Below are 13,715 nucleotides of genomic sequence, written 5' to 3'. Positions count from 1 at the left end.
GGTTCACGTGCAGGGCGACGGCGATCTCGGGTTGGCCTGGCCGAGCGTGATGTGCCGCAGTACCTCGAGTTCGCGGGGCGTGAGCGTGACCGGGCGGCGCGGCCGGGCGCTGGCGTGGTGCGGGGAGGCGATGCGGCGCAGCGCGTCGGGGAAGAGCACCGCGCGCCGGGAGTGCACCAGCCGGACGGCTTCCACGAGTTCGCCGGCCGGGCTCGTTTGAGCACGTACCCGGCGGCTCCGGCGCGCAGGGCGGCCCACACCAGCTGGTCGTCCTCGAAGGTGGTGACGATGACGACGCGGGTGGACGGGGAGCGGCGGGTCAGTTCGACGGTCGCGGCGAGGCCGTCCATGCGGGCATGCGGATGTCCATCAGCACGACGTCGGCGCCCGGCCGGTGGGGCGGGGGAGCCGGCGGTGGCGTTCTCGACGGTCACCACCAGCTCGCCGGGGGCGTCCGTGCTGACGTCGAGCGTGACGGGGCCGGACCGTGGCGCAGGGCGTTGGTGAGCGCCTCCCGGGCGATGGCGTAGGCGGTGCGGGAGGTGGCCGCAGGGATGCGGCCGAGGGGGCCGGCGTTCATGTGGACGTCGAGCCCGCGGGTGAGGGTGTGGAGCGAGTCGAGCGTGGGGGTGCGTGCCGCCTCGCCCGGCGTCGAGGACGCCGAGCAGCACGTCGAGGTACTCCTGGGCGGCGCGGGCGGTGTCGAGCAGGTGATCCAGCGAGCGCGTCGGGACGGGGGGCGGGGCGCTGGAGCGCGGCCTGCGCGGCCATGCCCTGCACCAGGACGATGCTGAGCGCGTGCCCGACCGCGTCGTGCAGCTCCAGCGCGAGGGTCTGGCGGCGGCCGAGCTCCTCCAGCATGCGGGACGGTTCGGCGCGGAGCAGGTGGCGCACCGCCCACCGCTGCCCGAATCCGGCCGCGACCATGGCGGTCGCCAGCGCGAGCACGGTGGCCAGCGGTTCGGCGTGTACGGCGGGCGGCTATGAGCGGCCATTACCCATCGTCATGGTCGGGACGGCTTCGAGGAGCTGCTTCGTGTACGGGTGCGCGGAACGCTCGATGACGTCCTCCGTCGTACCGTGCTCGACGAGCCGGCCGGACTTCATGACCGCGATCGAGTCGGCCACGTAGCGGACCACGGCGAGGTTGTGCGAGATGAACAGGATCCCGACACCGGTCCGGGTCTGGATCTCCTTGAGCAGGTTGAGCACGGCACCCTGGACCGAGACGTCGAGCGCCGACGTGATCTCGTCGGCGATCAGGACCTCGGGCTCGGCGGCGAGGGCGCGGGCGATGGCGACGCGCTGCCGCTGTCCGCCGGAGAGCTGCCGGGGGCGCTTGTGGACGTCGCCAGGATCGAGCCGGACCATTTCGAGCAGCTCGGTGACCCGGGCCGACCGCTCCCGCCGCCCGCTCCCCCGGGGCAGGCCCTCGGCGATCGACGCGCCGACGCTCATCCGCGGGTTGAGGGACGCGTACGGGTCCTGGAACACGTACTGCAACGGCGGGCGGTCGCGCGGGTCGAGCACCGCCCCCTTCCAGAGGATCGTGCCCGAGGTGAGCGGGGTGAGGCTGACCGCCGCCCGGGCGAGGGTCGACTTGCCGGACCCCGACTCGCCGACGAGCCCGACGACCGAGCCGGCCGCCACGGTCAGGCTGACCTCGTCGACGGCCGTCACGGCATCCTGATTGTGGCCGTACCGGACAACTATGTCGCGGAGCTCGAGCATGTCACGCCTCGCTTTCCAGGACCGGCAGCAGCGGATGCCAGCAGGCGACGGCGCCACCGCCGCCCGAGTCGGCCAGTTCGGGACGCGCCTGCCGGCATCGGTCGTCCGCCCGGCCGCACCGGGGCGCGAACGCGCAGCCCGGCGGCAGGTCAGAGGCGTGCGGCGGGCGGCCGGGAATGTTCGCGAGCGGCCGCGACCGGTCCGTCGACATGTCCGGGATGCTCGCGATCAACGCGCGGGTGTACGGATGCGCGGCCTCGGCGAGCCTGCTGACCGGCAGTTCCTCGACCACCCGGCCGGCGTACATGACCAGGACCCGGGAGGCGTTCTCAGCCACCACCGCGATGTCGTGGCTGATCAGCAGGACGGCGGCGTCGCTCTCCCGGGAGATGCGCCGCAGCAGGCCGAGCACCTCCTTCTGGACGGTCACGTCGAGGGCGGTGGTCGGCTCGTCGGCGACGATCAGCGCCGGCTGGGCCATGAGCCCCATCGCGATCGACGCGCGCTGGCGCATGCCGCCGGAGAACGCCATCGGGTACTGTTTCGCCCGCGCCTGCGGGTCGGTGATCAGCACTGCGCTGAGGCGGTCGACGGCTCGTCGCCACGCGTCCCGGCGGCCGAGGCGTTCGTGGGTCTCCGCGACCTCGGCGAGCTGGCGTCCGACCTTGAGCGTCGGGTTCAGCGACGACATCGGGTCCTGGAACACCATCGCGAGCGAGGTGCCGAGCAGCCGCTCGCGGTCGCGGGGGCGCATCCGCCGCAGCTCGTTGCCCTTGATCTGGTGCACGTCGGCCTCAGCGACGTTCGGGTACGAGGTGAGCTGTGCGGCCGCCATGGCGGTGAGGCTCTTGCCCGATCCCGACTCGCCGACCAGCCCGACGATCTCGCCGCTGCGAAGGCGCATGCTGACGTCGACGACCGGGGAGAAGGGCGCGGTCTCGCCGGGTACGGTGACGGTCAGGCGCTCGATCCGGAGCACCTCGTCGCCCGGTGGCGGCGTCTCGGCCGGGGCCGTGTCCCGGCGCTGGGACCTGAGGGACGGGAGCCGGAGGTGACCGTGCTGGCTGCCGCCGAGGACCTGGGTCAGCAGCTCGCCGGCGAGGACGAATGCGAGACCCGCGACGACGATCATGATGGACGGCGCGAGCGCGGCCGCCGGGTTGGTGTAGATGGCCGGCAACCCGTCGGCGAGCATGCGTCCCCAGTCGTACTGCGGCGGTTGCACGCCGAAGCCGATGTAGGACAGCGCCGATATGCTGAGCAGCGCCGCCCCGACCTGGCTCGTCGCGTTGATGACGAGGGGTTCGGAGATGTTCGGGATGACGTGGCGAATCAGGATCCGCCACCGCGGGACCCGGAGCAGTCGCGCGGCGGAGACGTAGTCGGCGTTCGCGACGCCGCTGGCGGTGGTGTGGGTCAGCCGCGCGAACGAGGGCGCGAAGGCGATCGCCATCGACAGCACGGCGCCGCGCGCCCCCACTCCGAAGATCATGGCGAGGAACAGGGCGAGCAGCAGCCCGGGAAAGGCGACCATCAGGTTCAGGACGGCGACCACCGCTCGGCCGGCGCGCCGGCCGAGCACGACGGGGACGGTGCCGATGATCAGCCCGCAGGCCACACCGATGCCGACGACGAGCAGAGCGAGGACGAGGGACAGCCGGGTGGCCACCAGCGTCCGCGTGAGGACGTCGCGTCCGAGGGCGTCCGTGCCGAACGGGTGCGCCGCCGACGGTCCCGCCTGGAGCGCGCCGCCCGCGATCTCCGTGGCCCGGTCGCCGAGCAGCAGCGGCGCCACGACGGCGGTCGCGACCAGGAGCAGCAGCAGGGCGACCGTGACCACGCCGAGCGGCGACGACAGGTGATGGCGGGTACGTGACCAGGACACGTCAGCTCTCCTTGATCGTCGAGCGCGGGTCGATGACGGCGATCGCGATGTCGACCGCGAGGTTGATCAGCAGGATGCCGGCGCCGAAGAAGAGCGCGACCGCCTGGACGACCGGGTAGTCCTTGGCGAGCACCGAATGCACGAGCTCGGCGCCGACGCCGGGCCAGGCGAACACGTTCTCCACGAGCACGGTGCCGGCCACCATCGACGCGAGGATCATGCCGGAGACGGTCAGCGTCGGGGTCAGCGTGTTCGGCAGCGCGTGCCGCAGGTAGATCAGCCGCGCCGGGAGGCGCTTCGCGCGCGCCGCCCGGATGTAGTCCTCGCCGAGCACCCGCTGGGTCTCGGCCCGGACGATCCGCGCCAGGTAGGCGGCCGGCCCCAGGACGAGGGCGGTCACCGGCAGCACGAACGACGCGGGACCGGACAGGCCCGCGACCGGCAGCGCGTTGAGGGAGACGGCGAAGACGAACACGAGTCCGACCGACACCAGGTAGTCCGGCACGGAGAGCGCGAGCCCGGTCACGCCGCCGAAGCCGAAGTGCAGGCCGCGGCCCCGGCCGTCCCGGGTGGCGATACCGAGGAGCAGGCCCACCGGTATCGCCACCGCGAGGCAGACCACGAACGCGGTCAGGCCGAGCTGGAGGGTCGCGGGCACCAACTGTGCCATCTTCTCCCGCACCGGCGTCTGGGTGTCCAGGGACGTACCGAGGTCGAGGTGGAGCAGGTTCCAGAGATAGTCCAGGTACTGCCGCCACAGCGGGTCGTTGAGCCCGAGACGCTCCCGGGTGGCCGCGATGGTCTCCGGCGGCGCCATCAGGCCCAGGGCTCCGCGTACCGGGTCGCCCGGCAGCGCGTGGACCATGGCGAACGATGCGGTGACGACGACCGCCAGCGAGACGACGAACCTCCCCAGCCGCCGGATCAGGAAGACCGGCCACGGGTGCCTGGCGCGCAGCGACGACTTCACAGAACCTCCCATCCTCCCCGCCGTACCTAGCGCAGAACCCGGAGCGAGGTGGGCTCCAGCACGCGGGCGACGACGTCGAACTTGGCCCCGTTGCCCCAGTAGAGGTAGGGCGAGACGGCGATCGGGGTGATGTCCGCGTCCTTGATCAGGGCACCCTCGCCCGCGTTCCAGTCGGCGCAGCCGCCGGTGCCGGACTTCGCCTGCGCCGCCTTGATCGAGCTGTCGAAGACGTCGTTGCGCATCGAGCCGTAGTTGATGCCGCCATTCGACGGGGTGGCACCGGAGAAGAACGGCACGAGCGTGGCCGGGTTGGACACGCCGAGGCCGATGAGGGTCGCGGTCCACGGGCCCTTGCCGCCGAAGACGACGTCGGACCGCGCGGCGAACGACTGCCCCTTGAGGTCCACCTTGACGCCGAGCGCCGTCCACTTCTGGCCGATGTACTCGGCCGCCGCTGCGGTGGTGGTGTCCTCATTGTCGTAGACGAACGCGACCTCGAGCGGCTTGCCGTCCTTGGCCCGGGCTCCGCCGCCGGCGGCCGTCCAGCCGGCCCGGTCGAGCAGCGCCGCCGCGGCGGCCGCGTCGTACGCCGGCTTGTTCGGGGTGACGGTGTCACCGCTGCAGATCTTCGGGTCGGTCAGCAGCCCGTTGGCCTCCTGTCCGAGGCCGCTGGTGGCGACCTGGGCCAGTTCCTTCATGTTGAGAGCGCCGACGAGCGCGCGCCGAACGTTGACGTCGGCGGTCGGCAGACCGGCGGCCTGGTTGAAGGTGAGCTCGTCGTCGATGATGCTGCCGCCGTCCGAGAACACCTTGGCGGCCTTGAGCCGCTGGGTGTCGGCACCGGAGAGGTGCGAGATGTTGACGCCCTTGCTCAGCAGGAGGTTGGCCGTCGTGGTCACGCTCGTCACGAGCTTGAAGGTCACCTTCGCCGGCATGCCCTTCTCGGCGGTCGAGGCGCCGTTCGGCCCCCAGGCGTACCCGTCGCGGCGGGTGTACGTGTACTGGTTGCCGGCCTGCACGCTGGAGAGGACGAACGGACCGGAGCCGGCGGAGGCCGCCTTGAGGGAGTCGCGGCTCTTGATGGCGCTCGAGCAGACAAGCGGCAGCTCGGCCAGGTTCTGGAAGAAGAAGGGCGCGCCCTCCTTGAGCTTGACCGCGACGGTGCCGGCGGCCTTGTCGGCCGTTGCCGTGGCGCCGGCAGGAACGGCGGCGCCACGCATGGGCGAGCCGTTGCCCTCGGCGGCCACGTAGTTGATGTTGTCGGCCACCGTCTGCGCGTCCATCGGCGAGCCGTCCGAGCAGGTGACGCCCTCGCGGACGGTCAGCGTGTAGGAGGTTCCCTCGCCGCTCCACGACTTGACGACGCTGGGCGCCACCTCGCCGGAGTCCAGCAGCTTGACGGGCGTGTCGTAGGCGAAGACGGCCATCATCTTGTTGACGCCGTTGACCGAGCGCTGCGGGTCGAGCGCGCCGGGGTCGCTGTCGATCGCGATGGTGAGCGAGCCGCCGTCGGCATAGTCGTCGCCGGACGAGCTACCGGTGCTCCCACCGTTGGAGCAGGCAGCCAGCGCGACCGTCGAGCACAATACGGAAACCGAGACACGAAAAGGGCGATTTCGGACCATTGGCGCGTGACTTCCTCTGCGGCCGGCGGGACGAGCCAGCTCGGCGCTGGGTGATGTAACCCACGATTGAAGCCACAGCGCGGCGGCGATTCTTGTACAAGCCCACAAAGGTGCCCGTGCTCGATCGTGGCCAGACCCAAGCCCCACGGTCGCCCCTCACTTTAACGTCGTCCGTCAGACCGTATCCGACTAGGTGAAACGTGGATCAAATGACGGAGGGGTCCGGGTTGGTGGACGTCGAAAGCCTCGGCAAGCGGTACCAGGAGCTCCGGTACCGCACGGCGCCCACCTGGGCGCACCTGATCGGTGAGTACTCGGTGGCAGGGCGCTTCGAGGACGTCAGCGCGACGGCCGAGGCGGCCGAGCTCCGCGAGCTGCGCGAGATGGCACATGCCGCCGCCGCGCTCGCCCGTACGCCGGACGGCACACCCGTCTCGCTCGACGCCGCGGTCCTCGCCTGGCAGGCCGCGACCAGAGCCGACGTGCTCGAACACCGGTTCGCCGAGCTCGACGTCGACCCGCTCTTCGGGCCGGTGACCCAGTTCCCGGGCCGGGTCGCCAAGCTGGCGCTCCCGTCCGCCGAGGTGGCCGGCGCCCTGCCGATGAAGTACCGCGGCTTCGCGCGCAATCTGCGCGACAGGCTGGAGCGTCTCGCTGCGGGCCGCGCGGCCGGCCGTACCCCGGTCGCCTTCGCCGTGGCGGACACCGTGGACAGGGTGCGGAAGTGGCTGGACGTCCCGCTCGAGGACGACCCGCTGCTGGCCGTCGACCGCGCCGCGCGCACGGATCACCTGCGCGCGGTGGTCGGCGAGATGGTGCGCCCCGCGCTGGCCGACTATGCCGACGCGTTGACATGGGAGGTCGCGCCGTCCGCGCGGCCCGACGAGCGGTGCGGGCTGTGCTGGCTCGACGACGGCGATCGCGTCTACGCCGCCCTGGTCCGCTCGCACACCACCACCGACCTCCACCCTGACCGCATCCACGAGATCGGGCTCGCCCAGGTCGCGGCCCTGGACGAGGAGTACGCCGCCCTCGGCCGGGAGGTCTTCGGCACCTCGGACGTGGCCGCCGTCATGGCCAGGATGCGCGACGACCCGGCCCTGCACTTCGACGACGCCGCCGGCCTCGTACGCGCCGCGGAGGTCGCCCTGGCCCGGGCGACCGACCGCGCCCCGGACTGGTTCGGGCGGCTGCCCCGCGCCACGTGCGCGGTCGAGGCGGCGACGAGCGGATCGCTCGGCCAGTACATGCTTGCGCCGAAGGACGGCTCGCGGGGCGGGACGTTCGTCATCAACGTCTCCGATCCGCGTGCCTGGGCCCGGTACGAGGTTGAGGCCCTCGCCTTCCACGAGGGCGTTCCCGGGCACCACCTGCAGATGGGCCTCGCCGCCGAGCTCACCGAGCTGTCGGAGTTCCGCCGCACCACCACGGTCACCGGCTTTCTCGAAGGCTGGGGGCTGTACGCCGAACGGCTCGCCGACGAGATGGGCCTCTACAGCAGCCCGCTGGACCGGCTCGGCATGCTGTCGTTCGACTCGCTGCGGGCCTGCCGCCTGGTCATCGACACCGGCCTGCACGCCAAGGGCTGGAGCCGGCAGCGGGCCAAGCGCTACCTGGCCGAGCACTCCCCGCTGAGCCCGGGGCACATCGACGCGGAGGTCGACCGGTACATCGTGACGCCGGGCCAGGCCTTGGCCTACTTGGTCGGCCGGCTCGAGATCGTGCGGATCCGGCGGGAGGCGGAGCGCCGGCAGGGTGCCGGCTTCGACCTGGCCCGGTTCCACGACGTGGTGCTCGGCGCGGGGCAGCTGCCGCTGCCCTTGCTGGAGGCGCACGTCGCCGCGGCACTACCAGGCGTCGTCGGGTAGCGCGCCGGGCGGGCGGCGGCGATGCCAGTCGCTGACCGCCTGCACGGCTTCGCCCACCATGAGCAGGGCCCGGTCGGCGCCGCGCCGGCCGACCAGCTGTGCGCCGACCGGCAGCCCGGCCGGCGAGGGCGACACCGGCAGGCCGAGGACGGGCAGGCCGGTGATCGACCAGCAGCCGGTGAGCTGGTTGATCCGCCGGCTGGCGAGGGTGAGATCGCCCTCCCCGGCAACGGGCGCGACGAAGGGCGTCGCCGGCACGGCGATGACGTCGGCCTCGGCGAGCACCTCGTCGACCCGGGCCCGCCAGACGAAGGCCACCGCGAGCGCGCTCTCGATCTCCTCGGTGGTGACCCGGCGGCCCGCCTCGATCCGCCCCTTGATCCCGGCGCAGACGCGGGCGTCGTGCCAGTACGGCCGGAGGTGGCGGATCGCCTCGGAGTTCTGCAGCGCGGCCATCGCCTGGTGCACCCGATCGACGTCGCGCAGTGCCACCCGCCGGATCTTCGCGCCGTGCGCGCCCAGCAGGTCGAGCAGGTCGCGGAAGCCGGCGGCGACCGCGGGCTCCAGGTCGTCGAGGAAGTACTGCTCGGGTACGGCCACGGTCAGGCTGGACAGGTCCCGCGGCGGAAGCGGCCGCGAGCCCGTGCCGGCCATGACCTCCAGGGCGATGCGGGCCTCGGCCGCACTACGCGCGAGCGGCCCGACGACGTCCATGCTGGGGCTCAGCGGCGTCACTCCCAGCGTCGGCACCAGCCCGTGGCTCGGGCGCAGCGTGGTCACCCCGCAGAACGCGGCCGGGTTGCGCAGCGAGCCGCCGGTATCCGTGCCGATCGCGAGCCGGACCAGGCCCGCGGCGACCGCGACGGCCGACCCGCCGCTCGAGCCGCCGGGGATCCGGTCCAGGTCCCACGGGTTGCGGCAGGCGCCCCACGTGTCGTTCTGCGTGGTCGCCCCGAAGCTGATCTCCTCGAGGTTCGCCTTGGCGACGATCCGCGCGCCGGCGGCCCGCAGCCGGCGCACCACCTCCGCGTCGATCGCCGCCGCGGGCGGATGCGGGGCGCGGAGCCCGTCGGTGCGCACCGTCCCGGCGACGTCGATGTTGTCCTTGACCGCGATGGTCCAGCCCGCCATCGGGCCGTTCTTCCCGGCCGCGATGTCGTCCTCGATCAGCTGGGTGAAAGCGTTCAGCCGGGCGGCGAGCGCCACCACGGCGGCGGGAGCGCCGCTCACCGTTCACCGCCGAAGGCGCCGCCCCGTGCAAGATCGGCCAGTTCCGCGGCGCTCATGCCGAGTTCCTCCCGCAGGATCTGCTCGCGGTGCTCGCCGAGGCCCGGCGCTCGGTCCGGCGCCGGGTTCTCCCACCAGGCGCGTCCCGCCGTGCGCACGTGCCGTACCGTACCGAAGCTGGGGTGGTCGGTGTCGACGACCAGGCCGCGCTGCGCGGCCTGCGGCTCCTCGAAGGCCTCGCGCAGCCCGTTGACCGGGCCGCACGGCACGCCCGCCGCCGACAGCAGGCCGACCCAGTGGTCGGTGCCGTGCCGGGACAGGGCGGAGTCCAGCACCGCGTCCAGCTCGGCCTGGTGCGCCTGGCGGCCGGCGAGCGTCGCGAACCGGGGATCAGCGGCGACCTCGGCGACGCCCAGCACCTTGGTCAGGCGCTCGAAGAACACCGGCTTGACGCAGGCGAGCATCAACCAGCCGTCCGCGGTGGGGTAGGCGCCGAACGGCACTACCGAGGGGTGCGCCGACCGGGTCTTGCGGCGGGTCTCGTGCCCCCGGGTGAGGAACCAGGTCGCCGGGTAGGAGAGCATCGCCATCGCCGTGTCGAAGAGGCTGACGTCGCACTCGCCGCCGACGCCGTCGCGCCGGGCGACGTGGACCCCAGCCAGCAACGACATCGCCGCGACGACTCCGCCGCAGTAGTCGACCAGCGAAAGACCGCTCTTGGTCGGCGGTCCGGCCGGGTCGCCGGTCAGGTCCATCCACGCGGCGAGACCCTGGACGACGTAGTCGTACGCCGGCTCCGCCCGCCGCGGCCCGGTCATCCCGTAACCGGACAGCGAGCAGACCACCAGCCGCGGATTGAGGTGGCTCAGGTCGGCGTACCGGAGGCCGAGCTTGTCCGGCACGTCCCCGCGCAGGTTGTACATGAGCGCGTCGGCGCCCTCGACGAGGCGGTGCAGCACCGCCACGCCGGCCGGAACCGAGAGGTCGAGGCAGATGCTGCGCTTGTTCCGGTTGAAGCTCTGGAAGAAGAGGCTGTCGTCGTCCTCGGCGAACGGCGGGACATGCCGCCCGATGTCGCCGCCCGTACGCGCGTCCTCGATTTTGATCACGTCGGCGCCGAGCTCGGCGAGGTGCAACGATCCGAATGGGCCGGCGCCGTACTGCTCGACGGCGATGATCCTGATGTCACTGAGTCCCGTCACGTCTGCTCCTGTGCTCGATGACCGCGTGGGTGCGTGCCATCTCGTTCCTGGTCACCATCACTGCCTCGTCGACGCCCATGCCGGGCCGGGCCAGCAGCACGTCCGCGCCCGCGCCCATCGCGACGTGGGTGGCGATGCGGGCCGACAGGTCGGTCTCGGTGCACGACCCTCCGAGGTACGCCGCGACGCCCGCGGCCCGGCAGGCGAGAACGGACCGCACGGCGTCGTCGAGGCTGCCGACGTCGGGCATCTTGATCTGGATCATGTCGGCCGCCCGCGCGTCGAGGAAGGCCAGCACGTCCTCGTGGGTGTTGCACCACTCGTCGGCGACGATCTGGACGCCGGTTTCGTGTTCACGCAGGCGCAGGAGGACGTCGATCTGGGCCTCCCGCGACGCCGCGCGCATCGGCTGCTCGACGCGCAGCGGGAACGGCGCGCACTTCTCGGCCAGCCGGGCGAGGAAGCCGGCCACCTCGGCCGTGGAGGGGAAGACGTCGCCGAGGGTGCCGTAGCAGTCGATGTGGATCACTGGCCGGTAGTCGTCGTCCGGGCGCCGCGCCAGCACCCGGTCGCGTACCCAGCCGACATACTCCAGCAGCAGGTGGCCGCCGGGCCCGACGAGCAGATCGGCGTTGTTGATCAGCCCGTGCGGCAGGCTCTCGACCCGGCGCAGCACCATCCGGTCGACCGCGCCCCGCCGGTCCTCGCCGGACTGGGCGAGCAGCGGGACCGGACCGATCGGATCGGCGCCGCCGTACTCGGCGGCGACCACCTCGGCCATCGTGCGCCGGGTGGCGTTCGCGGCCGCGTCGAGCAGGGCCTGGCTGACCCCGTACGCGACCGCTCGTGGCAGCCCGAGCGGCGCGATCAGGGCGGAGGTCTCCCGGAAGGAGTCCACGGTCGCGTCCAGCAGGACGTCGCGCAGCACCGGCAGCCAGCGATCGCGGGCCGCCTCCGCCAGCAGGACGGGCTCGCGTCCGGAGCCGCCGGCGTACTGCACCGACACCCCGGCCCCGGTGGCCACGCGGTCGTCGTCGAGGACGAGCAGAATCTGCAGCGACTCGCTGGGCTGGCGGATCGCGCGGTAGCCCGGGGTGAGCGCGGGGCCGTCGTAGAAGTAGCCGTCGCGTACCGCCCCGGCCTTGATCGCCGCCTGGTCGTCGTTGCTGTAGGTGCCGATGCCGGGCACCGCCAGAATCTCCGAGACGCGCATCAGCCGGCGTACCTTGTCACCCAGTCCACGACCCGGGCGTTGTAGTCACGCCGGAACCGGGGCGGGCTGTTGAACAGCATGTTGTGCGACGCCTCCGGGTAGATCACGATCTCGGTCTGCACGCCGAGCTCGCGCAGCGCCGTGTGCCACTGCCTGGCCTGGTCGAGCGGGCAGCGGACGTCCGCACCGCCGTGCAGGAGCAGTGTGGGAGTGCGTACGTCGGCCACGTGGGTGATGGGCGACATCGCCGCGTAGTTCTCGGTGTCCGCCCAGAACGCGCCGCCCCATTCGCTGGTCGACAGGGCGCGCCGGTTGTCGGTCGTGCCGGCGGCGCTGCGCAGATCGCTGATGACGCCCCCGCCGACGGCCGCGGCGAACCGGTCGCTGCGGCTGGTGAGGTAGCAGGTCATGTAGCCGCCATAGCTGTAACCGGTCACCGCGATGCGGTCGTTGTCGACGAGCCCCTCGGCGACGAGCTCTTCGAGGGGCTCGAGGAAGTCCGCGGTGTCCGAGGTTCCCCACCGGCCGCTCACGGCGCGGGCGAACTCCTCGCCGTAGCCGTCGCTTCCCCGCGGGTTGAGCAGCAGTACGGTCCAGCCGCGCGCGACGAGCTCGTGGTGGTAGAGGTGCACGGCCTCCGCGGCGCCGTTCCAGGCGTTGTGCGGGCCGCCGTGGATGTCCAGCAGCAGCGGCTGCGGGCCGGTGGCGTCGGGGTCGCGCATGACCCATCCGGTGACGGCCGTCCCGTCGGAGATGGTGAACGTACGCTCGGCGCGCGGGGCCGGACGCCGGTCGCCGAGCCGCTCGCGATGGTTGGTCAGCTGGGTCGACGTGCCGGTCGTGAGGTCCAGGACGTAGATCTCGCCGAACGTGTCCGGCCCGTTGCCGAGGAACGCGACCAGTGTGCCGGCCACGCTCAGGCTCGAGACGTTCTGGTCGGGCGCCGCGAGCAGCGCGGTGGGGGTGCCGCCGGTCTCGGGCATGGTGTACGGCACGACGTAGCCGCCCTCGCGCACGCAGAACAGGACCGTCCCGAGCTGCGGCACCACGCGCGGCGTCGAGCCGGGATAACCGGGCGCGCCGTACATGACCTGCCGGTCCATCTGCTCGGTGAGGTGCCGGGCCGTGCCGTCCGCCGGATCGACGAGGAGCAGGCCGGTGAAGCGCGCGGGCCCCTCCGGGTGGCCGCAGACCAGCAGCCGGGTGCCGTCGCCCGTCCAGGCGAGCGGCCCGGCGCTGCCGGATTCCGGGCCCGCCGGCCGCGGGACCCGTCCGGGGTCGCCTAAGTCGATGGTGTACGCGGCGGATTGCCGGGTGAGGTCGGCGTCCGCGGACATGGCGGCGGAGAAGGCGATCCGGGTGCCGTCCGCCGACCAGGCCGCCCCGGATGCGCTCCACTCGCCGGCGGTGATCTGCTCGCATCCGCCCGTGCCGACGTCGGCGACGTGGATGTGCTGCCGCGGGGCGCTCAGCACGCCGGCGCCGTCAGCGTAGTAGTCGAGGCGACGGCTCACGACCGGCGCGCCCCACGCCCACGTGCCCTCGGACTCCGGGGGATCGGCCGGCGCGGTGAACAGCAGCCGCGAGCCGTCCGGGCTGAACGCCGGGGCGCCCGCTCCGCCGGGCCGGCGGGTGAGCTGCCGCGCCTCGGACGTCCCGACGTCGAGCAGCCAGATCTGGGGCCGGCCGTCGGTGGTGCGCAGGAAGGCGAGCAGCCGGCCGTCCGGCGACCAGGCCGGGGCGCAGTCGCCGACGCCGTCGGTCAGGCGGCGCGGGTTCCCGCCGCCGGTGGGCACCAGCCACAGGGTCTGCTCGACGCGGTCCGCGTCGAGGTCGTCGGTCTGGACGACGTAGGCGACCGCGCTGCCGTCCGGGCTGATCGCCGGTTGCTTGGGTACGTCGATCCGCCGGATGTCGTCGACAGTCAGATAGCGGTTCACACCGGTCCTCTCGTCGGTTGCCTGGATTCCGGACACCGCTGATCGTCACAAGTC

General features: G+C 72.6%; 12 protein-coding genes and 1 pseudogene. 1 reads left to right on the top strand and 12 read right to left on the bottom strand.

Annotated features, from left to right (window positions below):
• Positions 1-3: 3 nt before the first annotated feature.
• The 8 genes and pseudogenes from AB0J46_RS42385 to AB0J46_RS42350 all read right to left on the bottom strand — a co-directional run bounded on the left by AB0J46_RS42385 (position 4) and on the right by AB0J46_RS42350 (position 6,172).
• Entirely contained in the window at positions 4-195 is a 192-nt protein-coding gene (locus AB0J46_RS42385) for a hypothetical protein (protein WP_364340701.1), read from the bottom strand.
• Between the two features lie 68 nt (positions 196-263).
• Positions 264-350: pseudogene (locus tag AB0J46_RS42380) on the bottom strand (DNA-binding response regulator); the annotation flags it as partial.
• Between the two features lie 80 nt (positions 351-430).
• A complete protein-coding gene (locus AB0J46_RS42375) occupies positions 431-580 on the bottom strand; it encodes a hypothetical protein (protein WP_364340699.1) in 150 nt (49 codons plus the stop codon).
• Complete coding sequence (locus AB0J46_RS42370) at positions 577-948, bottom strand: histidine kinase (protein ID WP_364340697.1); 372 nt, start codon at positions 946-948, stop codon at positions 577-579. Before AB0J46_RS42370 ends, AB0J46_RS42375 begins: the two co-directional genes overlap by 4 nt.
• Positions 949-981: 33 nt before the next feature.
• On the bottom strand, positions 982-1,731 hold the full coding sequence (locus tag AB0J46_RS42365; protein ID WP_364340695.1) for an ATP-binding cassette domain-containing protein: 750 nt from the start codon (positions 1,729-1,731) through the stop codon (positions 982-984).
• A 1-nt stretch (position 1,732) separates the two neighbouring features.
• Positions 1,733-3,616, bottom strand: a complete 1,884-nt coding sequence (locus tag AB0J46_RS42360; RefSeq protein WP_364340693.1) for a dipeptide/oligopeptide/nickel ABC transporter permease/ATP-binding protein — start codon at positions 3,614-3,616, stop codon at positions 1,733-1,735.
• Position 3,617: 1 nt separating this feature from the next.
• Complete coding sequence (locus AB0J46_RS42355; RefSeq protein ID WP_364340691.1) at positions 3,618-4,598, bottom strand: ABC transporter permease; 981 nt, start codon at positions 4,596-4,598, stop codon at positions 3,618-3,620.
• A gap of 14 nt (positions 4,599-4,612) precedes the next feature.
• Entirely contained in the window at positions 4,613-6,172 is a 1,560-nt protein-coding gene (locus AB0J46_RS42350) for an ABC transporter substrate-binding protein (protein ID WP_364340689.1), read from the bottom strand.
• Between the two features lie 248 nt (positions 6,173-6,420).
• Between AB0J46_RS42350 and AB0J46_RS42345 the strand changes: the two genes are divergently transcribed.
• Entirely contained in the window at positions 6,421-8,079 is a 1,659-nt protein-coding gene (locus AB0J46_RS42345; protein ID WP_364340687.1) for a DUF885 domain-containing protein, read from the top strand.
• On the opposite strand, the gene AB0J46_RS42340 is transcribed toward AB0J46_RS42345, so the two are convergent.
• Genes AB0J46_RS42340 through AB0J46_RS42325 form a run of 4 tightly spaced genes read right to left on the bottom strand, consistent with a single transcriptional unit; the run spans position 8,059 to position 13,661 of the window.
• The gene (locus tag AB0J46_RS42340; RefSeq protein ID WP_364340685.1) at positions 8,059-9,309 is read right to left on the bottom strand and encodes an amidase; all 1,251 of its coding nucleotides are present in this window, start codon (positions 9,307-9,309) and stop codon (positions 8,059-8,061) included. The genes AB0J46_RS42345 and AB0J46_RS42340 overlap by 21 nt on opposite strands.
• Positions 9,306-10,508, bottom strand: a complete 1,203-nt coding sequence (locus AB0J46_RS42335; protein ID WP_352351821.1) for a CoA transferase — start codon at positions 10,506-10,508, stop codon at positions 9,306-9,308. The genes AB0J46_RS42340 and AB0J46_RS42335 overlap by 4 nt, the downstream gene beginning before the upstream one ends.
• Positions 10,492-11,721 carry a methylaspartate ammonia-lyase gene (locus tag AB0J46_RS42330; protein WP_364340683.1) on the bottom strand — a complete coding sequence of 410 codons (1,230 nt, stop codon included), beginning with the start codon at positions 11,719-11,721 and terminating at the stop codon, positions 10,492-10,494. The genes AB0J46_RS42335 and AB0J46_RS42330 overlap by 17 nt, the downstream gene beginning before the upstream one ends.
• Complete coding sequence (locus AB0J46_RS42325) at positions 11,721-13,661, bottom strand: S9 family peptidase (protein ID WP_364340681.1); 1,941 nt, start codon at positions 13,659-13,661, stop codon at positions 11,721-11,723. Before AB0J46_RS42325 ends, AB0J46_RS42330 begins: the two co-directional genes overlap by 1 nt.
• Between the last annotated feature and the right edge of the window lie 54 nt (positions 13,662-13,715).

The organism is Nonomuraea sp. NPDC049758, from assembly GCF_040674635.1.
Classification (GTDB): domain Bacteria; phylum Actinomycetota; class Actinomycetes; order Streptosporangiales; family Streptosporangiaceae; genus Nonomuraea.
This window is presented reverse-complemented; position numbering and strand designations above follow the sequence as displayed.

Bases quoted from the DNA above. Each gene is read 5' to 3' on its own strand.
- AB0J46_RS42375 (WP_364340699.1), bottom strand. From the start codon at position 580: ATGAACGCCGGCCCCCTCGGCCGCATCCCTGCGGCCACCTCCCGCACC.
- AB0J46_RS42365 (WP_364340695.1), bottom strand. From the start codon at position 1,731: ATGCTCGAGCTCCGCGACATAGTTGTCCGGTACGGCCACAATCAGGAT.
- AB0J46_RS42355 (WP_364340691.1), bottom strand. From the start codon at position 4,598: ATGGGAGGTTCTGTGAAGTCGTCGCTGCGCGCCAGGCACCCGTGGCCG.
- AB0J46_RS42345 (WP_364340687.1), top strand. From the start codon at position 6,421: ATGACGGAGGGGTCCGGGTTGGTGGACGTCGAAAGCCTCGGCAAGCGG.
- AB0J46_RS42330 (WP_364340683.1), bottom strand. From the start codon at position 11,721: ATGCGCGTCTCGGAGATTCTGGCGGTGCCCGGCATCGGCACCTACAGC.